Annotated in this window: 16 protein-coding genes; 7 read left to right on the top strand and 9 right to left on the bottom strand. The window is 70.9% G+C overall.

Annotated features, from left to right (window positions below):
• Positions 1–81: 81 nt before the first annotated feature.
• Positions 82–2,631 (bottom strand): aminopeptidase N, encoded by a 2,550-nt coding sequence (gene pepN, locus FM112_RS01765; RefSeq protein ID WP_087002926.1) that lies wholly within the window; start codon positions 2,629–2,631, stop codon positions 82–84.
• A gap of 202 nt (positions 2,632–2,833) precedes the next feature.
• Here pepN and FM112_RS01760 point away from each other — a divergent pair, with 202 nt between their 5' ends.
• From FM112_RS01760 to FM112_RS01740, 5 genes are read left to right on the top strand one after another with little or no spacing between them, the layout of a single operon-like run.
• Entirely contained in the window at positions 2,834–4,657 is a 1,824-nt protein-coding gene (locus tag FM112_RS01760) for an ABC transporter ATP-binding protein (protein WP_176386622.1), read from the top strand.
• Complete coding sequence (locus FM112_RS01755; RefSeq protein WP_087002631.1) at positions 4,654–6,480, top strand: ABC transporter ATP-binding protein; 1,827 nt, start codon at positions 4,654–4,656, stop codon at positions 6,478–6,480. Before FM112_RS01760 ends, FM112_RS01755 begins: the two co-directional genes overlap by 4 nt.
• A gap of 45 nt (positions 6,481–6,525) precedes the next feature.
• Positions 6,526–7,143, top strand: a complete 618-nt coding sequence (locus FM112_RS01750; protein WP_087002629.1) for a DsbA family protein — start codon at positions 6,526–6,528, stop codon at positions 7,141–7,143.
• Between the two features lie 2 nt (positions 7,144–7,145).
• Positions 7,146–7,679 carry a ribose-5-phosphate isomerase gene (locus FM112_RS01745; RefSeq protein WP_087002626.1) on the top strand — a complete coding sequence of 178 codons (534 nt, stop codon included), beginning with the start codon at positions 7,146–7,148 and terminating at the stop codon, positions 7,677–7,679.
• 2 nt (positions 7,680–7,681) lie between these two features.
• Entirely contained in the window at positions 7,682–8,635 is a 954-nt protein-coding gene (locus FM112_RS01740; RefSeq protein ID WP_087002624.1) for an Fpg/Nei family DNA glycosylase, read from the top strand.
• A 97-nt stretch (positions 8,636–8,732) separates the two neighbouring features.
• Here FM112_RS01740 and FM112_RS01735 read toward each other — a convergent pair whose 3' ends face one another.
• From FM112_RS01735 to FM112_RS01705, 7 genes are read right to left on the bottom strand one after another with little or no spacing between them, the layout of a single operon-like run.
• Entirely contained in the window at positions 8,733–9,779 is a 1,047-nt protein-coding gene (locus FM112_RS01735) for an LLM class flavin-dependent oxidoreductase (protein WP_087002622.1), read from the bottom strand.
• 9 nt (positions 9,780–9,788) lie between these two features.
• Entirely contained in the window at positions 9,789–10,004 is a 216-nt protein-coding gene (locus FM112_RS01730) for a tautomerase family protein (protein WP_087002620.1), read from the bottom strand.
• Positions 10,005–10,009: 5 nt separating this feature from the next.
• On the bottom strand, positions 10,010–11,494 hold the full coding sequence (locus tag FM112_RS01725) for an aldehyde dehydrogenase (RefSeq protein WP_087002618.1): 1,485 nt from the start codon (positions 11,492–11,494) through the stop codon (positions 10,010–10,012).
• A complete protein-coding gene (locus FM112_RS01720; RefSeq protein ID WP_087002616.1) occupies positions 11,478–12,230 on the bottom strand; it encodes an alpha/beta fold hydrolase in 753 nt (250 codons plus the stop codon). The genes FM112_RS01725 and FM112_RS01720 overlap by 17 nt, the downstream gene beginning before the upstream one ends.
• A gap of 9 nt (positions 12,231–12,239) precedes the next feature.
• Positions 12,240–12,791 (bottom strand): amino acid synthesis family protein, encoded by a 552-nt coding sequence (locus tag FM112_RS01715; RefSeq protein ID WP_087002614.1) that lies wholly within the window; start codon positions 12,789–12,791, stop codon positions 12,240–12,242.
• Positions 12,788–13,459, bottom strand: a complete 672-nt coding sequence (locus FM112_RS01710) for an amino acid synthesis family protein (protein WP_087002611.1) — start codon at positions 13,457–13,459, stop codon at positions 12,788–12,790. Before FM112_RS01710 ends, FM112_RS01715 begins: the two co-directional genes overlap by 4 nt.
• Positions 13,460–13,483: 24 nt before the next feature.
• Positions 13,484–14,185 carry a GntR family transcriptional regulator gene (locus tag FM112_RS01705; RefSeq protein ID WP_087002609.1) on the bottom strand — a complete coding sequence of 234 codons (702 nt, stop codon included), beginning with the start codon at positions 14,183–14,185 and terminating at the stop codon, positions 13,484–13,486.
• A gap of 185 nt (positions 14,186–14,370) precedes the next feature.
• On the opposite strand from FM112_RS01705, the gene FM112_RS01700 reads away from it, so the two are divergent.
• On the top strand, positions 14,371–15,327 hold the full coding sequence (locus tag FM112_RS01700; RefSeq protein ID WP_087002607.1) for a flavin reductase: 957 nt from the start codon (positions 14,371–14,373) through the stop codon (positions 15,325–15,327).
• A 51-nt stretch (positions 15,328–15,378) separates the two neighbouring features.
• Positions 15,379–17,052, top strand: a complete 1,674-nt coding sequence (locus FM112_RS01695; RefSeq protein WP_087002605.1) for a BCCT family transporter — start codon at positions 15,379–15,381, stop codon at positions 17,050–17,052.
• 69 nt (positions 17,053–17,121) lie between these two features.
• On the opposite strand, the gene FM112_RS01690 is transcribed toward FM112_RS01695, so the two are convergent.
• Positions 17,122–21,969: an SCO7613 C-terminal domain-containing membrane protein gene (locus FM112_RS01690; protein WP_087002602.1), complete on the bottom strand. Its 4,848-nt coding sequence runs from the start codon at positions 21,967–21,969 to the stop codon at positions 17,122–17,124.
• Positions 21,970–22,272 lie beyond the last annotated feature (303 nt).

Below are 22,272 nucleotides of genomic sequence, written 5' to 3'. Positions count from 1 at the left end.
CGACACTATTAGGATTCTCAGGTAGCAAAGAGGGCGCGGACGATTGCTCGTCCGCGCCCTCTGCGGCTTCGCGCAGGCGCGCTACTCCCCGTCGTGCTGCTTCACGAAGAGCGCTCGGGCGGTCTCGTCGAGGCCCTCGAGAATGAGGCGTCGCAGCGCGTCCGGGGCGTTGCCGTGCTCGTCGAGCCAGCGCTGCGCGGCATCGACGGTCTCCTGCCGCACGATCGTGCGCGGGAAGAAGCCCTCCACCAGGTACTCGGCGATGTGGAAGCTGCGGCTGTCCCAGATCTCGAGCAGCCCGTCGAAGTAGGGCTCGACGAACGGGGCCACGAGCTCGGCGTCGTGCGCCTGCCAGAAGCCGGCGAACGTGGCGCGCACGATCTCGTTGGCGGCCCCGGCGTGCGTCCAGACCGCATCCCAGGCATGGCGCTTGCCCTCCGGGGTCGGGATCGCCGCACGCGCGTGCGCGGCGGAGCGCTCGCCGTCCGAGGTGCGATCCTCCTCGAGTCGCGCCGCGATCTCGGGTTCGCCCGCGCGGCCGCCGGCCACGAGGGAGAAGAGCAGCTCCCAGCCGAGATCGGTGTCGATGTCGAGCCCCTCGAGCGAGCGCTCGCCGTGGAAGAGGCTCGCGACGGCCTGCAGCTGCTCGTCCGTGCGGGCGAACTGCGCGAAGGCGCGCACGAACGCGAACTGGGCGTCCGAGCCGGCCTCCGCGTCGGCCGCGAGCGCGAGCAGCTCGTCTCCCGCCACGTCGAGGATCTCATCGCGATCCTCGTCGGCGACGTAGCGCTGCGCGGCGAGCGAGAGCTGGCTCAGCAGCTGGCGCCGGGTGGTCGACTCGGTCTCGGGCCCGACGTGCTCGAGCACGAGGCGGATGAAGTCGCGGGCCCGCAGCTCGCCGTCGCGCGTCGCGTCCCAGATGCTGCTGAACACGAGCGCGCGGGCGAGCGGGTCGGCGATGTCGCTCACGTGGCGCCGGGCGACGTCGAGCGAGGCCTCGTCGAGGCGGATCTTCGCGTAGGCGAGATCCTCGTCGTTGATGAGCACGAGGTCGCCGCGGTGCAGGCCGACCAGCGCGCCGACCTCGGTGCGCTCGCCGTCCACGTCGAGCTCCTCGCGGTGCACGCGCACGAGGCGCCCCTGCTCGTCGAACGCGTAGATGCCGACCGCGAGGCGGTGGGGGCGCAGCGTGGGGTAGGACTCGGTCGCCGACTGCAGGATCGAGAACGACGTGAAGCGGCCCTCCTCGTCCAGCGCGAACTCGGGGCGGAGCGTGTTGACGCCGGCGGTCTGCAGCCACTGCTGCGACCACTCCTGCAGGTCGCGGCCCGAGGCGGCCTCGAGCTCGACCAGCAGATCGCGCAGCTCGGTGTTGCCCCACGCGTGCTTGGCGAAGTACTCGTGCACGCCCTTGAAGAACGCGTCGCGCCCCACCCAGAAGAAGAGCTGCTTGAGCACCGAGCCGCCCTTGGCGTAGGTGATGCCGTCGAAGTTCACCTGCACGTCGTCGAGGTCGCGGATCTCGGCGACGATCGGGTGCGTCGAGGGCAGCTGGTCCTGGCGGTACGCCCAGGTCTTCTCGCTCGCGAGGAAGGTGACCCAGTCGTTGCGCCACTCCGAGGCCTCGGCGGTGGCGAGCGTCGAGATGAACTCGGCGAAGGACTCGTTGAGCCACAGGTCGTTCCACCACTTCATGGTCACGAGGTCGCCGAACCACATGTGCCCGAGCTCGTGGAGGATGGTCACGACGCGGCGCTCGCGGATCGCGTCGGGCACGCGGGAGCGGAACACGTAGCTCTCGGTGAAGGTCACGCAGCCGGCGTTCTCCATCGCCCCCATGTTGTACTCGGGCACGAAGAGCTGGTCGTACTTCTCGAAGGGGTACGGCACGCCGAAGTGGCGCTCGTAGTACTCGAAGCCCTGCTTGGTGGTCTCGAAGATGCTCTCCGGGTCCATGTACTCGGCCAGCGAGGAGCGGCAGAACACGCCGAGGGGGATGGTGCGGCCGTCGCTCGAGACGAGCTCGTCGCGGAACTCGACGTAGGGGCCGGCGACGATCGCGGTGATGTAGGTCGAGATGCGGGGCGTCGCGGGGAAGGCCCACACGGCCTTGTCGTCCTCGAGGGGCTGCGGCTCGGGCGTCGGCTGGTTCGAGGTGACCTTCCAGTTCGCCGGAGCGGTCACGGTGAAGGCGAACGTGGCCTTGAGGTCGGGCTGCTCGAAGCAGGGGTACATGCGGCGGGCGTCCGGCACCTCGAACTGCGAGTAGAGGTAGACCTCGCCGTCGGCCGGGTCGACGAAGCGGTGCAGGCCCTCGCCCGTGTTCATGTAGAACATGTCCGCGTCGATCACGAGCTCGTTGCGCTCGGCGAGCTCGGGGAGCTGGATGCGCACGCCGTCCGACACCTCGGCGGGGTCGAGGCCGGCGCCGTTGAGCGTGACGGAGTGCACCTGGCTGGTGATCGCGTCGATGAACGTGCTCGAGCCGGGCGTCGCTGCGAAGGTCACCGTCGTCACGCAGCGGAAGGTCTCGGGCGAAGTCGTGAGGTCGAGCCGGATGTCGTAGTGCTCGACCTGGATGACGCTGCTGCGCTCCTGCGCTTCGCTTCGGGTGAGGTTCGCTCCGGGCATCATGCTCCTGTCGTCGTGTGGGCCCGCGGGTGGGGTGACCCTCGCGAGCCTAGTGGTCATCCGGCCCGGATGCAGGAGAAACGGGCCCGAACGAGAAGAATCCGGATGGCGGTCCCCATCGTTCCCAGGAAAGGCGTAGGCTGTCAGGTCGGTGATTTCAGGGTCGATGACGCCATCGAGGCAGGGGAGAGGAGCGGCACGGATGCGCAGAGCTCTCCGTCGTATCTGGTGGCTGGTCGAGCCGATCAAGGTCCGGATCGTGCTGGGCATGCTCACGGCGTTCGCGGCGACGCTGACGGCGCTGCTCATGCCGCAGGTGCTGTCCTACCTCGTGAACGACGTGATCGGCGGCGGCGCCGCTGTCGCGGCGGTGGTGATCGCGGGCGGCCTGGTCGCCGTGCTCGGCCTGCTCGAGGCCGTGCTGCTGTTCCTGCGCCGCGTCTTCTCGGTGAACCCCTCGACGCACGTCGAGTACACCCTCCGCAATCGCCTGTTCGGGCACCTGCAGCGCCTGCCGCTGTCCTTCCACGACTCGTGGGAGTCGGGGCAGCTGCTGTCGCGCGCGATGCCGGACCTCAACCTGATCCGCCGCTGGCTCGGGTTCGGCCTCATCATGCTGTTCTCCGACATCGTCACGATCACCGTGGGCGTCGTCCTCATGTGGAGCACGAACCCGGTGCTCGCCCTCATCTACCTGTGCGGGGCGCTGCCGCTCATCGCGATCGTCGTGCAGTTCTCCCTGCGCTTCCAGCGGCTCTCGCGTCTGGGCCAGGACCAGGCCGGCGACCTCGCCACGAACGTCGAGCAGTCGGTGCACGGCATCCGCGTGCTCAAGGCCTTCGGGCGCTCCGAGCACGCGCTCGAGCAGTACACCGTGCACGCGTCGCGCGTGCGCGAGACCGAGACCCGCCGCGGCCGGCTCATCGCGGTCTTCGACGCGACCGTGAGCACCCTGCCCGAGATCGCCCTCGGCGTCGTGCTGCTCGTGGGGCTCTTCCAGGTCGCCGAGGGCCAGGTCTCGGTCGGCGCGTTCTCGGCGTTCTTCGCGACCGCGATGATCATGTCCGGGCCGGTCATGATGCTCGGTCAGATGATCGGGCAGACCGCCGCGCTCGCCGCCGCCCTCGACCGCCACTTCGACGTGGCCGACGAGCGGCCCTCCATCGTCGACCCCGAGCGTCCCGCCGAGTTCACGGCGCGGGGCGCGCGCGGCGAGCTCGAGTTCCGCCACGCGGCATTCCGGTACCAGGATGCGCGGGAGGGCGACGAGGTACTGCAGGACGTGCACCTGCGCGTGCGCCAGGGCGAGACGCTCGCGGTGGTCGGCGTGACCGGCTCGGGCAAGTCCACGCTGCTGCAGCTCGTCCCGCGGCTCTACGACACCACGGCCGGGCAGGTGCTCGTCGACGGGCACGACGTGCGGGAGCTCCGACTCGAGGAGCTGCGGGCCGCCACCGCCGTGGCCTTCGAGGACGCGACGCTCTTCTCCGGATCCGTGCGCGAGAACGTGCTGCTCGGGGCCGACCCCGAGCTGGACGAGGGGGAGGCAGAGGCGCTGCTCGAGCTCGCGCTCGAGACCGCCGACGCGGGATTCGCGCATTCGCTGCCCGAGGGCCTCGACACCCGCATCGGGGAGCAGGGGCTGTCGCTCTCGGGCGGCCAGCGCCAGCGCATCGCCCTCGCCCGCGCCATCGCGGTGCGCCCGAAGATCCTGCTGCTCGACGACCCGCTCTCGGCGCTCGACACGGCGACGGAGGAGCGCGTGACCGCCCGGCTCCGCGAGGTGCTCGAGGGCACCACCACGCTCGTCGTCGCGCATCGCACGTCGACGGTCGCGCTCGCCGACCGCGTGGTGCTGCTCGACGACGGCCGGGTCGTGGCGGTGGGCACGCACGCCGAGCTCATGGCGGACGATCCCCGCTACCGGTTCGTGATGGCCGATCTGCAGGCCGAGCGCGTCGACGTCGAGCAGCTCGCCGGCGGCTCGCAGCGCAACGGCGCGGACAGGGAAGGACGAGGCGAATGACCACGCAGCGGGAAGCGCACGAGGACTCCGGCCTCGCGGCCGACCTCCTCAGCGACCGGGAGCGCCGCGCGGCGTCGTTCCGGCTGCTCGGCAACCTCATCCGGCCCGTGCGCGTCAAGTTCATCATCACGGCGATCCTCATCATCGTGGTGCAGCTCGCGACGGTGGCGGGACCGGCGATGATCGCGTGGGCGATCGACGTCGCGCTGCCCACGACCATCGACGGCGACGCCTCGCTCGCGATCGCCGTGGGCGCCGGATACATCGCGGTGGCGCTCATCCGCGCGGTCTCGATGTACTGCTACCTCCGCCTCTCCACCACGGCGGGCCAGGCCGTGCTCTTCGACCTGCGCCGCCGCATCTTCCGGCACACGCAGCGGCTGGGCCTCGGCTTCCACGAGCGCTACACCTCCGGCCGGGTCATCTCCCGGCAGACCAACGACACCGAGTCGCTGCGCGAGCTGCTCGAGTTCGGCCTCGAGGTCATCATCGGCTCCCCGCTGCTGATGATCTTCACCGCCGTCTCGATCATCTGGATGGACTGGGTCACCGGCGTGGTCATGCTCGTCATGCTCATCCCCGGCGTGCTCCTCACGCGCTGGTTCCAGGACCGCTCCGCGAAGGCCTTCCGCGAGATCCGCACGCATTCGGCCCGGCTGACGGTGAACTTCGTCGAGACCATGGGCGGCATCCGCGCGGTGAAGGCGTTCCGCCGCGAGCGCGCCAACGACGAGGAGTTCGCGGGCCTCTCGGAGGACTACCGGCAGGCCACGCTCAGGTCCATCCGCCTCTTCGGCATCTACCAGCCGGCGCTGAAGCTGCTCGGGAACATCATCGTCGCGCTCGTGCTCGTCGTGGGCGGCTGGCGCGTGCTCGAGGGCCACCTCGACGTGGGCATGCTGCTCGCGCTCGTGCTCTACACCCGCCGCTTCTTCCAGCCCATCGACATGATCGCGAGCTTCTACAACACGCTGCAGTCGGCGGTGGCGGCGCTCGAGAAGATCTCCGCGCTGCTCGCCGAGGAGCCCGAGATCCGCGAGCCCGAGGAGCCCCGGCCGCTGCCGGCGCGCGACGGCGCCGCGGGGGTCGGCGGGGCGCTCGAGTTCCGCGATGCGTCCTTCCGGTACTCGGAGGACGGGCCCGTCGTGCTGCACCCCGTCGACCTGAAGGTCCCCGCGGGGCAGACCGTGGCGCTCGTGGGCCGGACCGGCGCGGGCAAGTCCACCGTGGCGAAGCTCGTGGCGCGCTTCTACGACGTCTCCGAGGGCGCGATCGAGCTCGACGGCGTGGACATCCGCGACCTCTCCGAGACCGACCTGCGCGGCAGCGTGGTGATGGTCACGCAGGAGTCGTACCTCTTCTCCGGGACCATCGCCGACAACATCGCGATCGGCCGGCCCGGCGCGAGCCGCGAGGAGATCGAGGCCGCGGCGAGGGCGATCGGCGCGGACGAGTTCATCCGCAGGCTCCCCGACGGCTACGAGACCGACGTGCACACCCGCGGCGGGCGGCTCTCGGCCGGGCAACGGCAGCTCGTGTCCTTCGCGCGGGCCTTCCTCGCCGATCCGCGCGTGCTCATCCTCGACGAGGCGACCAGCTCGCTGGACCTGCCGAGCGAGCGGGCCGTGCAGGAGGGGCTCGAACGGCTGCTGGGCGACCGCACCGCGCTGATCATCGCCCACCGCCTCGCCACCGTCATGGTGGCCGACCGCGTCCTCGTCGTGCACGAGGGCCGCATCGTGGAGGACGGCGCGCCTGCCGAGCTCATCGCCGAGGGCGGCCGCTTCTCGCAGCTGCACCGCGCGTGGCGCGAGTCGCTCTGAGCGAACCCCGGCCCGCGGGTCCGTCGACGGAGGTAGCCTTGGGGCATGGCTGAGAGCACCCCGACGAAGGTTGAGTTCTGGTTCGATCCCGCGTGCCCCTGGGCGTGGATGACCTCGCGCTGGATCGAGGAGGTCGAACGCCTGCGCGAGGGCGTGGACGTGCAGTGGAACGTCATGTCGCTCGCGATCCTCAACGAAGGCCGCGATATGGACGAGGCCCACCGCGCCTCGCACCAGCGCTCGCTGCGGGCCTGCAAGGTCGCCGCGGGCATCGCCTCGGAGCTCGGCAACGCGCAGACCAAGGCGTTCTACGACGAGATCGGCGCCATCAACCACCCCGAGGGTCGCGCGAACGAGGAGGGCGTGCTCGAGGAGGCCGTCTCCCGCGCCGGGATCGATGCCGAGCTCATCGCGCGCGCCGACGCCGGCGAGTTCGACGAGCGGCTCCGCGCGTCGCACGAGCGCGGCATCGGCCTCGTGGGGCAGGATGTAGGGACCCCGATCATCTCCGTCGACGGGGTGGCGTTCTTCGGACCGGTCATCTCGCCCGCGCCGAAGGGCGACATGGCTCTTCAGCTCTTCGACGGTGTCGTCGCGGCCGCCGGCTTCGACGGATTCTTCGAACTCAAGCGCTCGCGGACGCGTGGTCCGCAATTCGACTGATTATGCGTATTCACATCGCCACCGACCATGCCGGACTCGAATTCTCGCAGCAGCTGCAGGAGCACCTGCGCGGGAAGGGGCACGAGGTCGTCGACCACGGGCCGCAGTCCTACGACCCGGTCGACGACTACCCGTCCTTCTGCATCAACGCCGCGCAGGCCGTGGCCAACGACTGGTCCGGCGGGGTGCACTCCCTCGGCGTCGTCTTCGGCGGCTCCGGCAACGGCGAGCAGATCGCGGCGAACAAGGTGACCGGCATCCGCGCCGCGCTCGTGTGGAACGAATCCACCGCGCGGCTCGCCCGCGAGCACAACAACGCCAACGTCATCTCGATCGGCGCGCGTCAGCACGAGGTCGACGAGGCCATCCGCTTCATCGACCTCTTCATCGCGGAGCCCTTCCCGGGCGACGAGCGTCACCTGCGCCGCATCTCGCAGCTCGCGGAGTACGAGCGCTCCGGCGCCATCCGGGGCAAGGACGTGCTCGGCGCGGACGAGGGCGACGTGCCGGTCCGCGTCGCGGTCGAAGAGGCCTAGGGATGCCCGAGGGGCATTCCGTCCACCGCATCGCGAGGCAGTTCGAGACCAACTTCGTCGGCGACATCTGCGAGGCGTCGAGCCCGCAGGGACGCTTCTCCGACGGCGCGGCGGTGCTCACCGGCCGCGTCATGGAGGAGTGCTTCGCCGTCGGCAAGCAGATGTTCGCGCGCTTCGAGGGCGCGGCCTGGCTTCGCGTGCACCTCGGCATCTACGGCGCGTGGGACTTCTCGGGCCAGGTGAACACCGTGCTCGGCCAGACCGGCGAGTACTCCCGGCCCGCGATCGAGGACTCGCGCGGCGAGAACTCGCTCACCTCCATCGGCGCGCCCCGCATGGCGCGGATGCGCATGGCCGAGCAGGAGAACACCTCCGAGCTCTCGGAAGAGTGGCCGCCCGAGCCGGTCGGCGCCGTGCGCCTGCGGCTGCTCACCGCGAGCTCCTGCGCGGACCTCCGCGGCCCGACCGCGTGCGAGGTGCTCGACCAGGCCGGGGTGGGCGCGGTGCTGGACCGGCTCGGCCCGGATCCGCTGGTCGTCGACTACGACGAGGGCGAGCGGGCCTTCATCGGGAAGGTGCAGAAGCGCCGGGTGCCGATCGGCCAGCTGCTGATGGACCAGTCGGTGGTCGCGGGCATCGGCAACATCTACCGGGCCGAGATGCTGTACCGGGCTCGGCTCGATCCGTACACGCCGGGCGACCAGGTGACCAGCGACACTCTGCGCGAGATGTGGGCCGACTGGTGGCGGCTGCTGCGCATCGGCGTGGAGGTCGGTCAGATGATGACGATCGACGGGCTCGAGGGCGAGGCCTACGACCGCGCCCTCCGCAACCGCGAGGACCGGCACTGGGTGTACGGACGGGCGGGCGAGCCCTGCCGCACCTGCGGCACGCCGATCGCCCTCGCCGAGATGCAGAACCGCAAGCTCTACTGGTGCCCGAGGTGCCAGCAGTAGCGCCTGGGCGCTGAGGCCGCGTCCGTCCGCCCCGCAGGCGCCGGTCGACCGAGGCCTCCGTTCGCGGAGCACTCGGCCGGCCGGCGCCCGGCTGCGGCTACGTGCGGAAGGCGGGCACGACCTCGTCGATGAACAGCTGCAGCGAGCGCCTCTTCTGCTCGTGGGGCAGCGTGTTGTCGCTCCAGAAGCTGAACTCGGAGACGCCGAGCTCTTCGTAGCCCCGGAGCCGGTCGACGACTTCCTCGGGGGTGCCGATCATCGCGGCGCGGCGGAGGGACTCGGGCGCGAACTCCGGGCGGTCCGCGAACTTCGACTCCGGGCTGGGGTCGAGGAATCCGTTCTCCGGCGTGGTCGTGTTCCCGGCCCAGGCGTCGAAGACGCGGTAGAACTTGTTGACTCCCTCGGCGCCGACGCGCCAGCCCTCGGGATCGTCGGCGGCGTGGACGTAGGCGTGCCGCAGCACCATGATCTCGGGGCGCTTCGGGATCTCCGGATGGTTCGCGATGGCGGTCTCGTACTTGCGCACGAGGTCCTCGACCTCCTCGTCGCCCTTCATCAGCGGCGTCACCATGACGTTCGCGCCGTGGGCCACGGCGAAGTCGTGGGATTCGGGGCTCCGCGCCGCCACCCAGACCGGGGGATTCCTCTGGATCGGCTTGGGCACGCTGGTGGAGGTCGGGAACTGGAACGCCTCGCCCTCGTGGGCGTAGTCGCCGTCCCACAGCCGGTTCACCGTGGCGACGATCTCCTGCATCGCCTTGCCACCCTGCGTCGCGGGCATCCCGTCGGCGAGCCGGTCGAATTCGAACTGGTACGCGCCGCGCGCCACGCCGAGCTCGGCTCGGCCGCCGCTGATGACGTCGAGGAGCGCGATCTCGCCGGCGGCGCGGATCGGATTCCAGAACGGGGCGATGATGGTTCCGGCTCCGAGGCGGATCGTGGAGGTGTGCGCGGCCAGATAGGCGAGCTGGGGGATGGGGTTGGGCGAGACGGTGTACTCCATCGAATGGTGCTCGCCGATCCAGACCGTGCTGAACCCGCCCGACTCCGCGAGCCGGGCCAGTTCGACGAGGTCCCGCCAATGCTGCTCGTGGGGGATGGAGTCGTCGTAGCGCTCCATGTGGATGAACAGTGAGAATCGCATGTGGTCTCCTTAGGATGATTTCGGCGCGTCTGCGTCGACGCTTCGTTCGGCGATGGTTCGGTTGGTGCGCGCCCAGAGCTCGTGCTCGACCTCGCGCACGATCACGGTGATGTTCTCCGGCGCGGCATCCACGGTGTCGACGGCGGCCCGGTGCAGGGCGTCGATGAACGCCCTCAGCTGCTCCGGGCTCCGCCCTCGTGCGATGGAGACGTCGATGAGCGGCATCGCGCTCAGCCCCGCATCACGAAGGGGTCCGCGACGGGCCCCTCGTCGGTGTTGATCCAGACGCTCTTCAGGCGCGTGTACTCGTAGATCGACTCGATGCCGTGCTCGATGCCGACGCCCGAGTGCTTGAAGCCCTGCCTGGGCGACATCGGGGACATGGCCCGGTAGGTGTTCACCCAGATCGTTCCCGCATCGATGCGCCGTGCGAGGCGATGCGCGCGGGCGAGGTTCTGCGTCCAGATGCCGGCCGCCAGACCGTATTCCGTGTCGTTGGCGAGGCCCACGAGCTCGTCCTCGTGCTCGAAGGGCATGATGGCCGCGACCGGGCCGAAGATCTCTTCCCGCACGACGCGCATGTCGTTGTGCACGTCCGTCAGGACGGTCGGCGCGTAATAGTAGCCCGGGAGATCGATGCCCTCGGGGCGGGCCCCGCCGGCATGGACCGTGGCGCCCTCGGAGGCGCCGAGCCGGACGTACGAGTCGACCTTCTCGAGCTGATCCTCGAACGCGAGGGGGCCGAGCTCCGTGGTCTCGACGAGCGGGTCGCCGATCCGGATGGATCCGGCGCGCTCGGTGACGCGCTCGAGGAGCTCGTCGTAGACGGCACGATGCGCGAAGACGCGGCTGCCGGCGATGCAGGTCTGACCGCCGGCGGCGTAGATGCCGGCGATCACGCCCATCGCCGCGTTCTCGACGTTCGCGTCCTCGAAGACGATGTTCGGGCTCTTCCCGCCGAGCTCGAGCGTGCATCCGATGAATCGCGAGGCCGCCTCGGCGGCGATCCGCGATCCCGTGGCGGTGGAGCCCGTGAACGAGATCTTCGCCAGGTCGGGATGCGAGACGAGCGGGGCTCCGGCCTCGGCGCCGAAGCCGGTGACGACGTTCACCACGCCGGCCGGGAAGCCCGCCTCGTCCGCCAGCTCGGCCAGCCGCAGGATCGTGCGGGAGGTGTACTCGCTCGGCTTGATCACGACGGTGTTGCCGGCGGCCAGCGCCGGAGCGATCTTCGAGGTGGTGAGCGTCAGTGGCGAGTTCCAGGGCGTGATCGTCCCGACGACGCCGAGCGGTTCCCGCTGGGTGTAGTTGAGGATATCGAGCGAGGCGGCCGGGATCTGCGAGCCCTGCACCTTGTCGGCGAGGCCCGCGTAATAGTAGTAGTACTCGGGCAGCGCTCGCATCTGGCCGCGCATCTCGCGGAGCAGCTTGCCGTTGTCGAGCGATTCGAGCATGGCGAGCTCGTCCGCGTGCTCGCCGATCACGTCGCCGAGGCGGCGGAGCAGATGGCCGCGGCGGGTGGCCGTCAGACCCGCCCAGCTCGGCGACTCGAATGCGCTGCGGGCGGCTGCGACCGCTCGGCGCACATCCGGCTCGGTGCCTCGCGCGGCCTCGTAGAGGGTATCGAGGGTGGCCGGATTCGTGCTCGCGAAGTACGCCCCCTCGGCGGGTGCGACGTATTCGCCGCCGATGAAATGGTCAAGACGTTCGGTCATGCGCGTTTCCCTTCTGCGCTGTACGGGTGGTGAATTCGTCGATGGCCGCGACGAGGGCGGCGGTGTCCTCGACCGGCAGCATGTGCCGCGCCCCGGGCACGATCCGCACCTCGCAGTCCGGGATCGCGGCGCCGAGCCGGCGCGACATCTCGGGCGTCGAGCCGGGGTCGCGCTCGCCGGTGATCGCGAGGACGGGGATCCGGATGCCCTCGAGCTCGGGGCCGATCTCACGGTCTCCGCGCGCGAAGACCGTGTAGGCGTGGAGGTACGACTCGACATCGCAGGACAGCAGCGTGGCCCGGGTGGCGTCGACGACGTCTCGCGGTACGGAGGTGCCCGCCGGGTACCAGCGCTCGATGGATGCCTCGGCGCTGCCGGGGAAGTCGGCCTCGGCGAGGCGGAGCCGCTCCTCGACCCGGGCCGCTTCCTCCGGCGTCCGTCGGCATACCGAGCTCACGCAGACGAGCGACGCGATGCGCTCCGGCGCGAATCGGGCGAGGTGCTGTCCGATCAGCGCGCCGAGCGAGAAGCCCACGAGACGGACGCGGCCTTCGGGCAGCCGCGCCAGTACATCCTCCGCGAGGGTCCGCAGCGTCTGGGGCCGCCGGAGCGGCGGCCGGGAGCCGTGGCCGGGCAGATCGAGCGCGATGCAGCTCGTGCCGATCTGCTCGACGAACGGCTCCCACATGGTGCGGTCCAGCCCGACGCCGTGGAGCAGGACGAGGGGCGCGGTCACGGCGCGCCTCTACTGCTCGCTCGAGAACGCCGCGAGGCGCTGCTGGGGGCGGCCCTGCGCCGACGCGGCGAGGGCGATGAGCATCTCGTCCGGGTGCGGCGCATCCGGCACCCGGACCTCGACGGTCTGGTGGTGGGAGCGGGTGGTGGCATCGGTGTAGTGCTTCATGGGGATGTCGAACACGATGCCCGCAGGGCCGCGCTTCTCGACCGCGGGCAGGAGCGTGGTCGCGTTCGCGGCCTCGCGGAAGTGGTTGCCGAACTTCAGCGTGTGGATGATCCCGGATCCGTGTTCGATCTCGCCGTTCAGCCCAACGATCGCGGCCTTGCCGAACGCCTCGAGCGGCGATCCGAGCGCTTCGATCACGCGGGGCGCGAGCAGCGCTCCGAGATCCGAGGCGATCGATTCGATGCCGGGTCCGAGGTCTTCGACGAATCCCTTCCCCGCCCATGGGTTCGCGACGACGGCGGCCACGACCGCGACGCGGGCGGCCGGTTCGACCGGACGGCCTCCTTCCTCGGCGGTCTCTTCGACGATGGTGACGAGTTTGCGGTAGTTCACAGTGCGATCTCCTTGAGAATCTCGGAAGTGATGGGTCGGTCGGTGGCCCGGTCGCCGATTCGGGCGAACGGTCGAGGCCCGGTCGAGGCCGCCGCGACGACGGCGATCTCCCCGGCGTGCGGCGCATCGCCGAGCGGGACCTCGAGGGTCTGGTAGTAGTCGCGGGTGGCGGCTGCGGTCTTGTGCCACATGGGGACGCGGAGCAGCGCTCCGGGCGTCGCCCGACCGTCCGCGAAGCAGAGGATCGAGGTCCCGCCGAGCGCCTCCCGGACGAGGTTCCCGAAGTAGGGGGTGTGGATGAGCGCCCCCGCGTGCTCGATCTCGCCGTCGATCCCCACGATCGCGGCCTTGCCGAACGCGATGACCTCGGAGGCGCCCCCAAGACGGGCCAGCAGGCGGTCCGTGAGCAGCTTCGCGAGGAGGGGAGCGACGCGCTCCGTCGCATCCGCGAGGTCGTGCTCCGTGCCGGTGCCGATCCATGGGTTCCGGATGACGGCCGTCGCGGCGGCTCGGCGGATGGGACGGCCGGTCGCATCGCGCAGCTCCTCCACATGCGTGCGGACGCTGCGGACGCCGGCTGCCGCCGCCACATCGGCGTAGTCGTGCAGGGTCGAGCGGTCGTAGAGGCCGGCTCTCGCCGCGGTCGGCTGCTCGGGGTGCGGGGTCATCGGGTTCTCCTGGTTCTTCGGGCTTCAGGCGGTGTGCGCGCGATCCGTATCGTCGGCGTCTTCTACGAGCTCGTGGAACTGGGCGACCGCGGCGGATTGACTCGAGGCCGAGACGTGGCGGCGCATCTCCAGCTCGGCGACGAGCGGGTTCTTCGTCCTGATCGCCTGGACGACGCGCTCGTGCTCGCTCAGCGAGTGCGCGAGACGGCCCGGCAGCTGCAGGGTCTGCGCCACGATGCGCTGGTAGGCGAGCTGGTTCATGAGCAGGGTGTACTGATCCCAGAGCTTCTGGTTGTCGGCGCCGACCACGAGCGTCGTGTGGAACTCGTGGACGAGCTGCGCGTAGGCCTGCCGATCGCCATCGGCGACGGCCTCCTTCTCCGCACGGACGTTGGCCTCCAGCTGGCGCAGCTCGGAGACCTCGCCCCTCGCGGCGAGCTGACTCGCGGCCAGCCCCTCGAGCACCTCCTTGAGCTGGAAGAGCTCGGTGATCTCGCGAAGCGAGGGCTTGCGGACGAAGGTGCCCACCCGAGGGCGGATCTCCACCAGCCCTTCGCGCTCGAGCTGCTTGAGGGCCTCGCGGATCGGCGTGCGGCTCACATCGAATTCCTCGGCGAGCTGCACTTCCGAGAACGGCGCGCCGGGCTCGACGGTGCCGTCGATGATGAGCTGGCGCATCCGGGTCAACAACGTCGTCTCCGAGTTCTGGAAAACCGTCCTGGACATGGCGAGCGGCGGTTTCCTCGTAGGTGAATCATGCATACAACAACTCTACTGCGAGAGCTCTTGTATGCATCAAATCTAGCCCTATCGCGGCCCGCTTGGCAAGGCCTCTCAGTAAATCATTGGAATCATGCGGATCTTCTACTTCGGGTATTGACAGTCGGGGGAGCGGTGTTACGGTTTCATGCATGCAACACATCAAGGAAGCTGTTATTGCCGCATGGGAAGCCGCCTGGGACAGTGGAGAGGTCGACGCATTCGACGCGATCCTGCACGATGACTATCGTCGGGAGAGCAGGAGCTCGAGAAGGGTATTCGGCGCCGCCGAGCTCAAACAGGAGATTCTCGACGTCCGCGAGGCCTTCCCGGATCTGCGGACGATCATCGATCGAGTACTGGTGGACGAGGAGCACGGGAGTCTGGCGCTCTTCTGGCGGACCACCGGAACGTTCACGAACGACTTGCAGGGCGTGCCGGCGAGCGGTCGCCGCGTGGAGACCCGCGGGTCGAACCTCATGCACATCCGCGACGGCAGGATCGTCTCCGAGGAGGTCACGTGGGACCAGAGCGAATTGCTCGCGGATCTCGGCGTGCCCTCGCTCCGCTCCGCCTTCGAGGTGGACGAATCCGTTGTGGACGACCTGAGCGGGGTCCCGAGCATCGACGCGCTCAAGGGGTTCAACCGGCAGTTCATCACCGGCGTGACGGTGGTAACCACCCTCGACGAGGACGGCAGACCCCGCGGGCTGGCTGCGAATTCCTATTCCTCGGTCTCACTGGATCCCCCGCTGGTGTCGATCTGCGTGCAGAAGACGACGAGCACCTACCCGTCGCTGTTCAAGTCGACCCATCTGGGGATCAACATCATGAGCAACGGGCAGCGCGGAACGGTGGGCGTGTTCGCCTCGAAGGGCGCGGACAAGTTCGCCGGACTCGACTGGCACGAGGGCCCGGCCGGCAGCCCGCTGATCGACGGATCCGCGGCGTCGATCGAGGCCGAGATCAAGGAGCGCTTCCAGGCGAAGACGCACACGGTGTTCATCGCCAAGGTCACGCACGCAGAGGTCTCCGACGCGGAGCCGATGGTCTACAAGGCCGGACGCTTCTTCGACGGCGCCGAGCTGACGGAGCTTCCCACCGATTAGGAGGGCGGATCCGCCCTCCATCTCTCTTCGACACAAGGACGTGTGAACACTATGAACGGCAGGAAGAACCCCCGACGCCGGAGTCCCGGCGAGGAGCCCATCCCCGCGCTCGGCACCCAGGGCAGCGACCCCGATTTCGCGACCTCGTCGATCATGGTCGTCGAGGCCGAGCGGCGCAAGAAGCGACCGGGGCCGGTGTTCTGGATTTCCGTCGGCCTGATCGCGGGATTCGTGGCCTGGGCCGCCATCGCGCCGGAGCATCTCGGGGCGACGATGAACACCGCCTCGACATGGGCGGCGGAGAATATCGGCTGGTCCTATCTTCTGGTCACTACCGCCTGCATCGTGCTCATGCTCTATCTGGGCTTCAGCAGGTTCGGGCGGATTCGGCTCGGGCAGGACAAGGACCGCCCGGAGTTCTCCACCTGGGCGTGGATCGCCATGGTGCTGGGCGCGGTCATGGGCATCGGCCTCATCAGCTATGGGGCGGCCGAGCCGCTGAGCCATTTCATGTCGCCGCCCCATGGCCTCGCCGAGCCGGGAACGATGGACGCGGCGGTCCGCGCCATGCAGTTCTCCTATTTCGACTGGGGGCCCAATGCCTGGGCACTGTTCGGCATCTTCGGCCTCGCGATCGCCTATTCGACGCACCGTCGGCATAATTCCGGGCTCGTCTCACCCATGCTCCGCCCCGTCCTCGGGAAGAGCATGGACGGCTGGGCAGGCAAGGCCGTCGACATCTTCACGATTCTCGCCACGCTGTTCGGCACCACGACATCGCTGGGCCTTGGCGCCTCGCAGATCGCCCAGGGCGTGAACCGGCTGACGGGGATCCCCAACGACCTGTTCGTGCAGATCGTGATCATCGCGGGAGTCACGGTGGTGTTCACGCTCTCCGCACTTTCAGGCGTGGGAAGGGGCATCAAATGGACGAGTCAGATCACGATCATCGGCGCGCTTGTCCTCGGGCTCTTCGCACTCATCTTCGGTCCGACCAGCTTCATCGTGAACCTCTTCTTCCGCTCCTTCGGCCAATTCGTCGGCGAGTTTCCCGTCGTCGCGCTCATGACGCCCGGGACCCCGGATGACCTCCAGTGGATGCAATGGTGGACGTACTTCATGATGGCCTGGTGGCTGAGCTGGGGTGCGTTCGTCGGCATCTTCCTCGCCCGGATCTCGAAGGGACGGACGATTCGCGAGTTCGTCGCGGCGGTGCTCGGAGTTCCGACGCTGGTGTTCGCCATTTGGTTCACCATCTTCGGCGGCACGGGAATCCACTCGGATCTGTTCGGCGGGACGGCGATCGGCGCCGCGACGCTCGAGGATACGACGGTCGGGTTCTTCGCCGTGCTCGAGCAATTGCCGCTGACGGAACTCACCTCGGCGCTCGCGGTCATCATGGTCGTGCTGTATTTCGTGAGCGGCGCCGATTCGAACACCTTCGTGCTGAGCTCGCTGTCGCTCCGAGGCACGATGCTGCCGACCAAGCCGGTGCTCGGCATCTGGGGCGTCCTGACCGGGCTGTGCGCGATCCTGCTCCTCATCGTCGGAGGCTTGGAGGCACTGCAGCAGGCGGCGATCCTCTCGGCGGTGCCGTTCACGGTGATCGTGGCGCTGCTGGGGATATCGCTGGTCAAGGAGCTGCGGAACGACTCCCGGTTCGCCGGTACGCGGCCGGTCACCCGGGACGAGCTCGACGAGGAGCTCGGTGCCACCAACGGCTGACCCCGCCGTTCGGGGCGAGCGCCCGCGGAGCGCCTCACCGCTTCGCGGGCGCTCGGCGTCGGGGCGCGCTCAGCGCAGCGCGCGGAAGGAGCGCACCAGCGACTTCGCGTTGCGCAGCCGGGCCTCGTAGGTGGCGGCGACGAAGATGAGCAGCGCACCGGCCGAGCCGAGCCAGAGCCACCACGGCACCGACAGGTTCGGCACCATCCAGTTGAGCGCGACGATGATGTGCGCCACCACCGCGGCCGAGCCGAGCACCAGCGGCGCCTGCAGCTTTCCCAGCGCGCCGAGCAGCAGCGCGCCCACGGCCAGGAGCGTGTAGACGCCGATCCTCGCCGCCGTCGGATCGCCGAGCTCGATCAGCCACAGGGGCAGCAGCAGGAGTCCGAGGCCGGGACCGAGCGCGGGGAGGCTGCGCAGCGCGGGGCGCGCCCGCAGCTGCAGGAGCCCGATCACGGTCGCCGCGAGGCCGAAGGCGAGGAAGAACGCATCGGCGGGCAGCGAGCTGCCGAAGAGCAGCGCCGCGAGTGCCGCGAGCAGCGCGGCGGCGCCGCTGCCGATGGTCGCCGCGTCGACGGCCGAGCGGGCGAGCGTGCCGGGCGGGCAGAGGAAGGCGCTCGTCACGGCGAGCACCGTCGCGACGGCCGCCAGGGCGAGCGCGAGGATGCCGAAGGCATCGGCGTGCAGCCCCGTGCCGCCGATGAGCGCGATCACGGCCGGCCACACGGGCGCGCAGGCGGCGTAGGCGGAGACCTCGAAGCGCGTGGTCGGCGAGCCGTCCCGCCGCTCGTCGAGGGCGACGAACCAGGCCAACAGGGCGAGCAGCACCGTGCCGGGCAGCGCGATCGCCAGGATCCGCTCGTCGACGTGGTCGGGCCAGAACAGGTTCGCCGACCAGGCGAGCGCGAGGGTCGCACCGGCGCCGCGGGCCGCCGCGGCGAACCGGCGGGAACCGGTCCTGCTCACCGCGAAGGCGACCGCGACGAGCGCGAGGCCGATCGCCAGGCCGGCGATCGCGAACGGGCGGCTCGAGGCGTCGTCGGCGAAGAGCGCGGCGACGAACGGCAGGGGTGCGGCCACCGCCGCGGGCAGCGCGCCGATCCGCGTGAGCCGTGCGCGGAGGACCGCGACCAGCAGCGCCGCGCCCACGGCGAGTGTCGAGGAGGCCGTCACCGGCCAGTACAGCCATGGCACGGGCGCGCTCATCAGCGCCGCCCAGAGCGCGAGCGTGATGCCGGCGAAGAGCAGCCCGCGGTCGCGAGGGCTCGTCGGGCGGACCGCGATCATCGCGAGTGCGCCGCCGCCCAGGAGCGCGGCGAAGACGGCGCCCGCGGCGACCGGAGCCGCCGCGACGGGATCGCCGGCGAGCCCCGCGACGCCGGCTGCGAGGAACACCGCGAGCGCGAAGAACGGGATCCCGAGCCGAGCCGGGGACGGTGCCGAGGGCGTGCGGCCCGGCCAGCGCGGAGCAGTCGCGGCCAGACCGGCTGTCGCGAGCAGCAGCGCGAGGTCGATCGCCCGAGAGGGCAGGGCCGCGGCCATGAGGAGGACCAGCAGGATGCCGCCGCATGCCACGGCCAGCGCGGCGCGCGAGAGCTCGGCGGGGACGAGCCCGTCGTCGGCGGGTCGTCCGTCGTGGAGGCCGCGGAACGCCAGGACCGCCGAGAGCGCGATGGCGAGTCCCGTGCCCCCGGCGATCGCGGAGGACGCCGTCGTGACGCCGAGCCCGCCGGACTCGGCGGCGGCGTACAGGGCCGCATCGATCGCGATGACGGCTGCGAGGACGGCGGCGGGCGCGAGCGCCGTGACGAAGAGCACGCGAACCGGCGTGCGCAGCGGGCCCGTTCGGAGCCCGCCGAGCGCGGTCAGTACGAGGAATCCGAGGACCGCGGCGAGTGCCGAGAACCACCAGTCGGCGACCGTCGGGCGCGTCGCCAGCAGCGCGACGTAGGGGATGAAGCCGCCGCCGAGCAGCAGACCGGCCGCATACCAGCCGCCGTGGTCGATGCGGGCCGGCAGCCCCGAGCGGATGAAGACCGCGGCGGCGGCGAGCAGCGCGACTGCGAGGGGAGCCGCGACGAGGACGGGCCAGGGGTCCGCGACGGCTCGCGTCACGATCACCGGTCCGGTGGCTGCGAACAGCAGCGGGGCGATCCAGGGCAGGATCGCGCGGAGTCCCGTTCGCGGGCGCCGCTCGACGGCGGCGAGCAGCGGGACGGCGCAGGCGACGGCCGTCGGCGCGAAGGAGACCCAGTCGACCGGCGAGGAGGGGAGCATCGCGATGCGGGGCAGTTCGAGCGCGGCCAGGAGCACCGCGAGCACATCCGCCGGCAGCGTCCGGGCGCCGGCCCCTCGGCGCAGCCTCAGCCCCGCGAGGAGCCCCGCGGCGAGGAGCGCGGCCCCGACGTGCAGCCAGGCTCCCAGGGGAGCGCCGAGCCGCCACTCCGAGGAATCGCCGAACAGCCGGAGCACGGGGTGCAGTGCGAGCATCGCGAGGGGGAGGGCCGTCACGAGCGCGATCCGGTGCGTCGCCGTCTCGTGCGCGGGGGCGTCCGGGTCGGCACTGCGCACGCCGAGCACGAGGACGACCGTCCCGGCCACGGAGAGCGCGAGCGCGATCGCATCCGCGCCGAGCTCGAAGGGCGCTCCGACAGGGCGGGTCGTGCGGAGCGCGGCGGCGATCACGGCGTAGCCGAGCGCCAGCGCCGCGAACGCGATGCGCTCCGCCGGGCGGATCCGCACGCGGCGCAGCAGTGCGACGGCGAGCAGCAGCACCGCCGGGGCGATGGCGCCGAGCACGGCGACCACCGGATGCGCCGCCTCGGACAGGGCGTGGGCGAGGGCGATGCCGCCGAACGCGCCGGCGGCCGCGGTCGCGACCACGCCCGGCAGCTCGCCCCGCAGCATCCGGAACGCGAGCAGTGCGAGGAACCCCAGGCCGGCCGCGGGCGTGGCCAGGTCCGCCGCGTCCACGCACGAGAGCCAGAGCACCGCCGCAGCGACGATCGTGCCGACGAGCAGGGCCGCGCGCAGCGAATCGCGGCCGCGGCCCAGCACGACAGCCGCCGCGGTGAACAGGACGACGAGCAGCGCGAGCCCGATGCGGGAGGCGAGCTCGGGCAGGCCGAGCACGAGGGCCGTGACGGCGATCAGCGCGCCGATGCCGAGCCCCAGCGTCCTGCGGGGGAACACGGCGGGGGCGAGGGACCGGTAGAGCAGCGCCGAAAGCGCGAGCAGCGGGAGCGCGCTCGCGCCGAGCGCCAGGAAGGCGGGGCGGTGCGCCTGCGCGTCCAGCCCGCCGGCGAGGGCGTTGAATCCGAAGACGAAGAGGACGAGGCCGGCGGCGGGGAGGGCCACGAGCCCCGCGGTGATGAGCCCGGCGAGCCGGAGCGGCCGATCCCGGGCGCCGGTGCGGAGGAAGCGCAGGTCCCACAGCAGGGCCGGGAGCGCGAGCAGGGGAGCGAGCAGGAACGCGGCTGGCAGCCGGTCGAGCGCGGCGGTCCGCTCGAGCAGCCACCAGGCCGAGCCGATGCCACCGGCCCACGACAGCGTGGCGAGGACCGCGGCCGAGATGCGCAGCGGGCGGATCCGCTGGGCGCCGCCGCGCCGGAACCACTCCGCGTGGCCCAGCAGCGCGAGGGAGCCGAGGAGCGCGGCGATCGTCGCGATGGCCCAGTGCGCGGCGCCGTAGGGAGGCTGCTGCCCCGGCGCGAGGATCAGGGGCAGCGACGCGAGCTGGCCGAGCCCGAGCACGATGCCGGTCTCGAGCGGATCCGGCCCTCCTTCCCGGCGGTGGAGCCGGACGGCCAGCAGCGAGGCGGCGATGGCGCCGCAGGCCGCGGGCAGGAGCGCGGAGACCTCTCCGACGACGAGCCCGAGCAGCCACACGCCCAGCAGCAGCACCCCGGGCACGCCCGAGAACGCGGCGGCGATCGTCGGCGCCCTAAGGCGCGAGAGGCGGCCCCAGCCGAGCAGGACGGCGCTCAGGAGGATCAGCGCCGCGCCCCAGTACCCGGAGACCGGCGCGCCCTCGGCGCCGAAGAAGTCGAGCGCCCGGATCGCCCACGCGTCCAGCAGCAGGAGGACCACGCCGAGCACGGCGAATCCCTCCGCGGTCACGGCGAGCCCCCGTCGACGGAGCAGACTCGCGCCGGCGAGCACGGAGGCGGTGACCCCGGCCGTGATGATCGCCTTGACGGTGAGGTCGAACAGGACGAAGGCGACCGTGAGGAAGACCGCGGCGGCGACGCTCACGAAGGCGACGCCGGTGACGAGCAGCATCACCTGGATGCTCGAGCGCCTGGGCCGGGTCGGCTCGGCGTCGGGCTGCGGCGCCGGCGGGGCGGGCGGCCCGCTCGGCGCCGACGGGGCGCCGGGAGTCGACGGCGTGCCGATCATCGAAGGGGCGCTCTGCTGCGGCGGGGCGCTCGCCGGCGGCGGGGCATCCTGCGCGGAGGGCCGAAGGGGCGGCGACGAGGGCGCGGCATTGGGCGTCGTGCCCCAGCCGGCTCCGGGGGCGGCGAGGGCGGCGTCGGCGCTCAGCGGGGGCAGGGGCGGCAGCTCGGCGTCGACGGAGCCGGTCGCTTCGACTCGCGGGGGCGTCTCATCCCGCTGCCGGGCCGGCGCGGCGGGCGTCTCGGAGGCCGCTTCCGGTTCCCGAACGGTTCGCTGCGAGGCGCGCCACGCATCCTGCAGCAGCAGGCCGCGGCGGGTCAGGGCATCGGCGGCGGTCGTGGAGAGCGAGAAGACCTCGGCCAGCTCGCCCCGGGTGAGGTCGAGTCCGCATTCGCGGCACGTCGGCGATCCGGCGGTCGGCTCGAGGCACATCGGGCAGAGCGACGTCGTGCGCAGATCCTCGACGCTCTCGGGGAAGCGTGCCGTGCGGTGCTCCTCGGAACGCCGATCGCCCTCTGTCATCGCCCATCCCTCTCTCGCGGTGCGGTGCGGCGCTCCGCGGCGGCTGTGCATTCACGGTAGTCAGAAACGCCCCGCTCGGGACGAGTTCTCCACAAAGATGCGACCGCAGCATGACCGCGGGCGGCCGGCGGCGCGGAGGCACTCGAGGGGCAGCGCCCGTCTTCGTCGTCCGGGCAGCGGTTCGTCGCCGTGCGCGGCACGGCGCCTCTCCGCGGCATCCGGTCGTGAAGCAACGGTGCACTCCCGAAGCGGCGGTCAGCGACCCGGCAGGTTGCGCGCGGATCTCGAACGTCCGCTACACTT

Source organism: Gulosibacter sp. 10 (genome assembly GCF_900163695.1).
Lineage (GTDB): Bacteria > Actinomycetota > Actinomycetes > Actinomycetales > Microbacteriaceae > Gulosibacter.
Note: the sequence above shows the minus strand (reverse complement) of the source record. Positions and strands in the feature narration are given on the sequence as shown.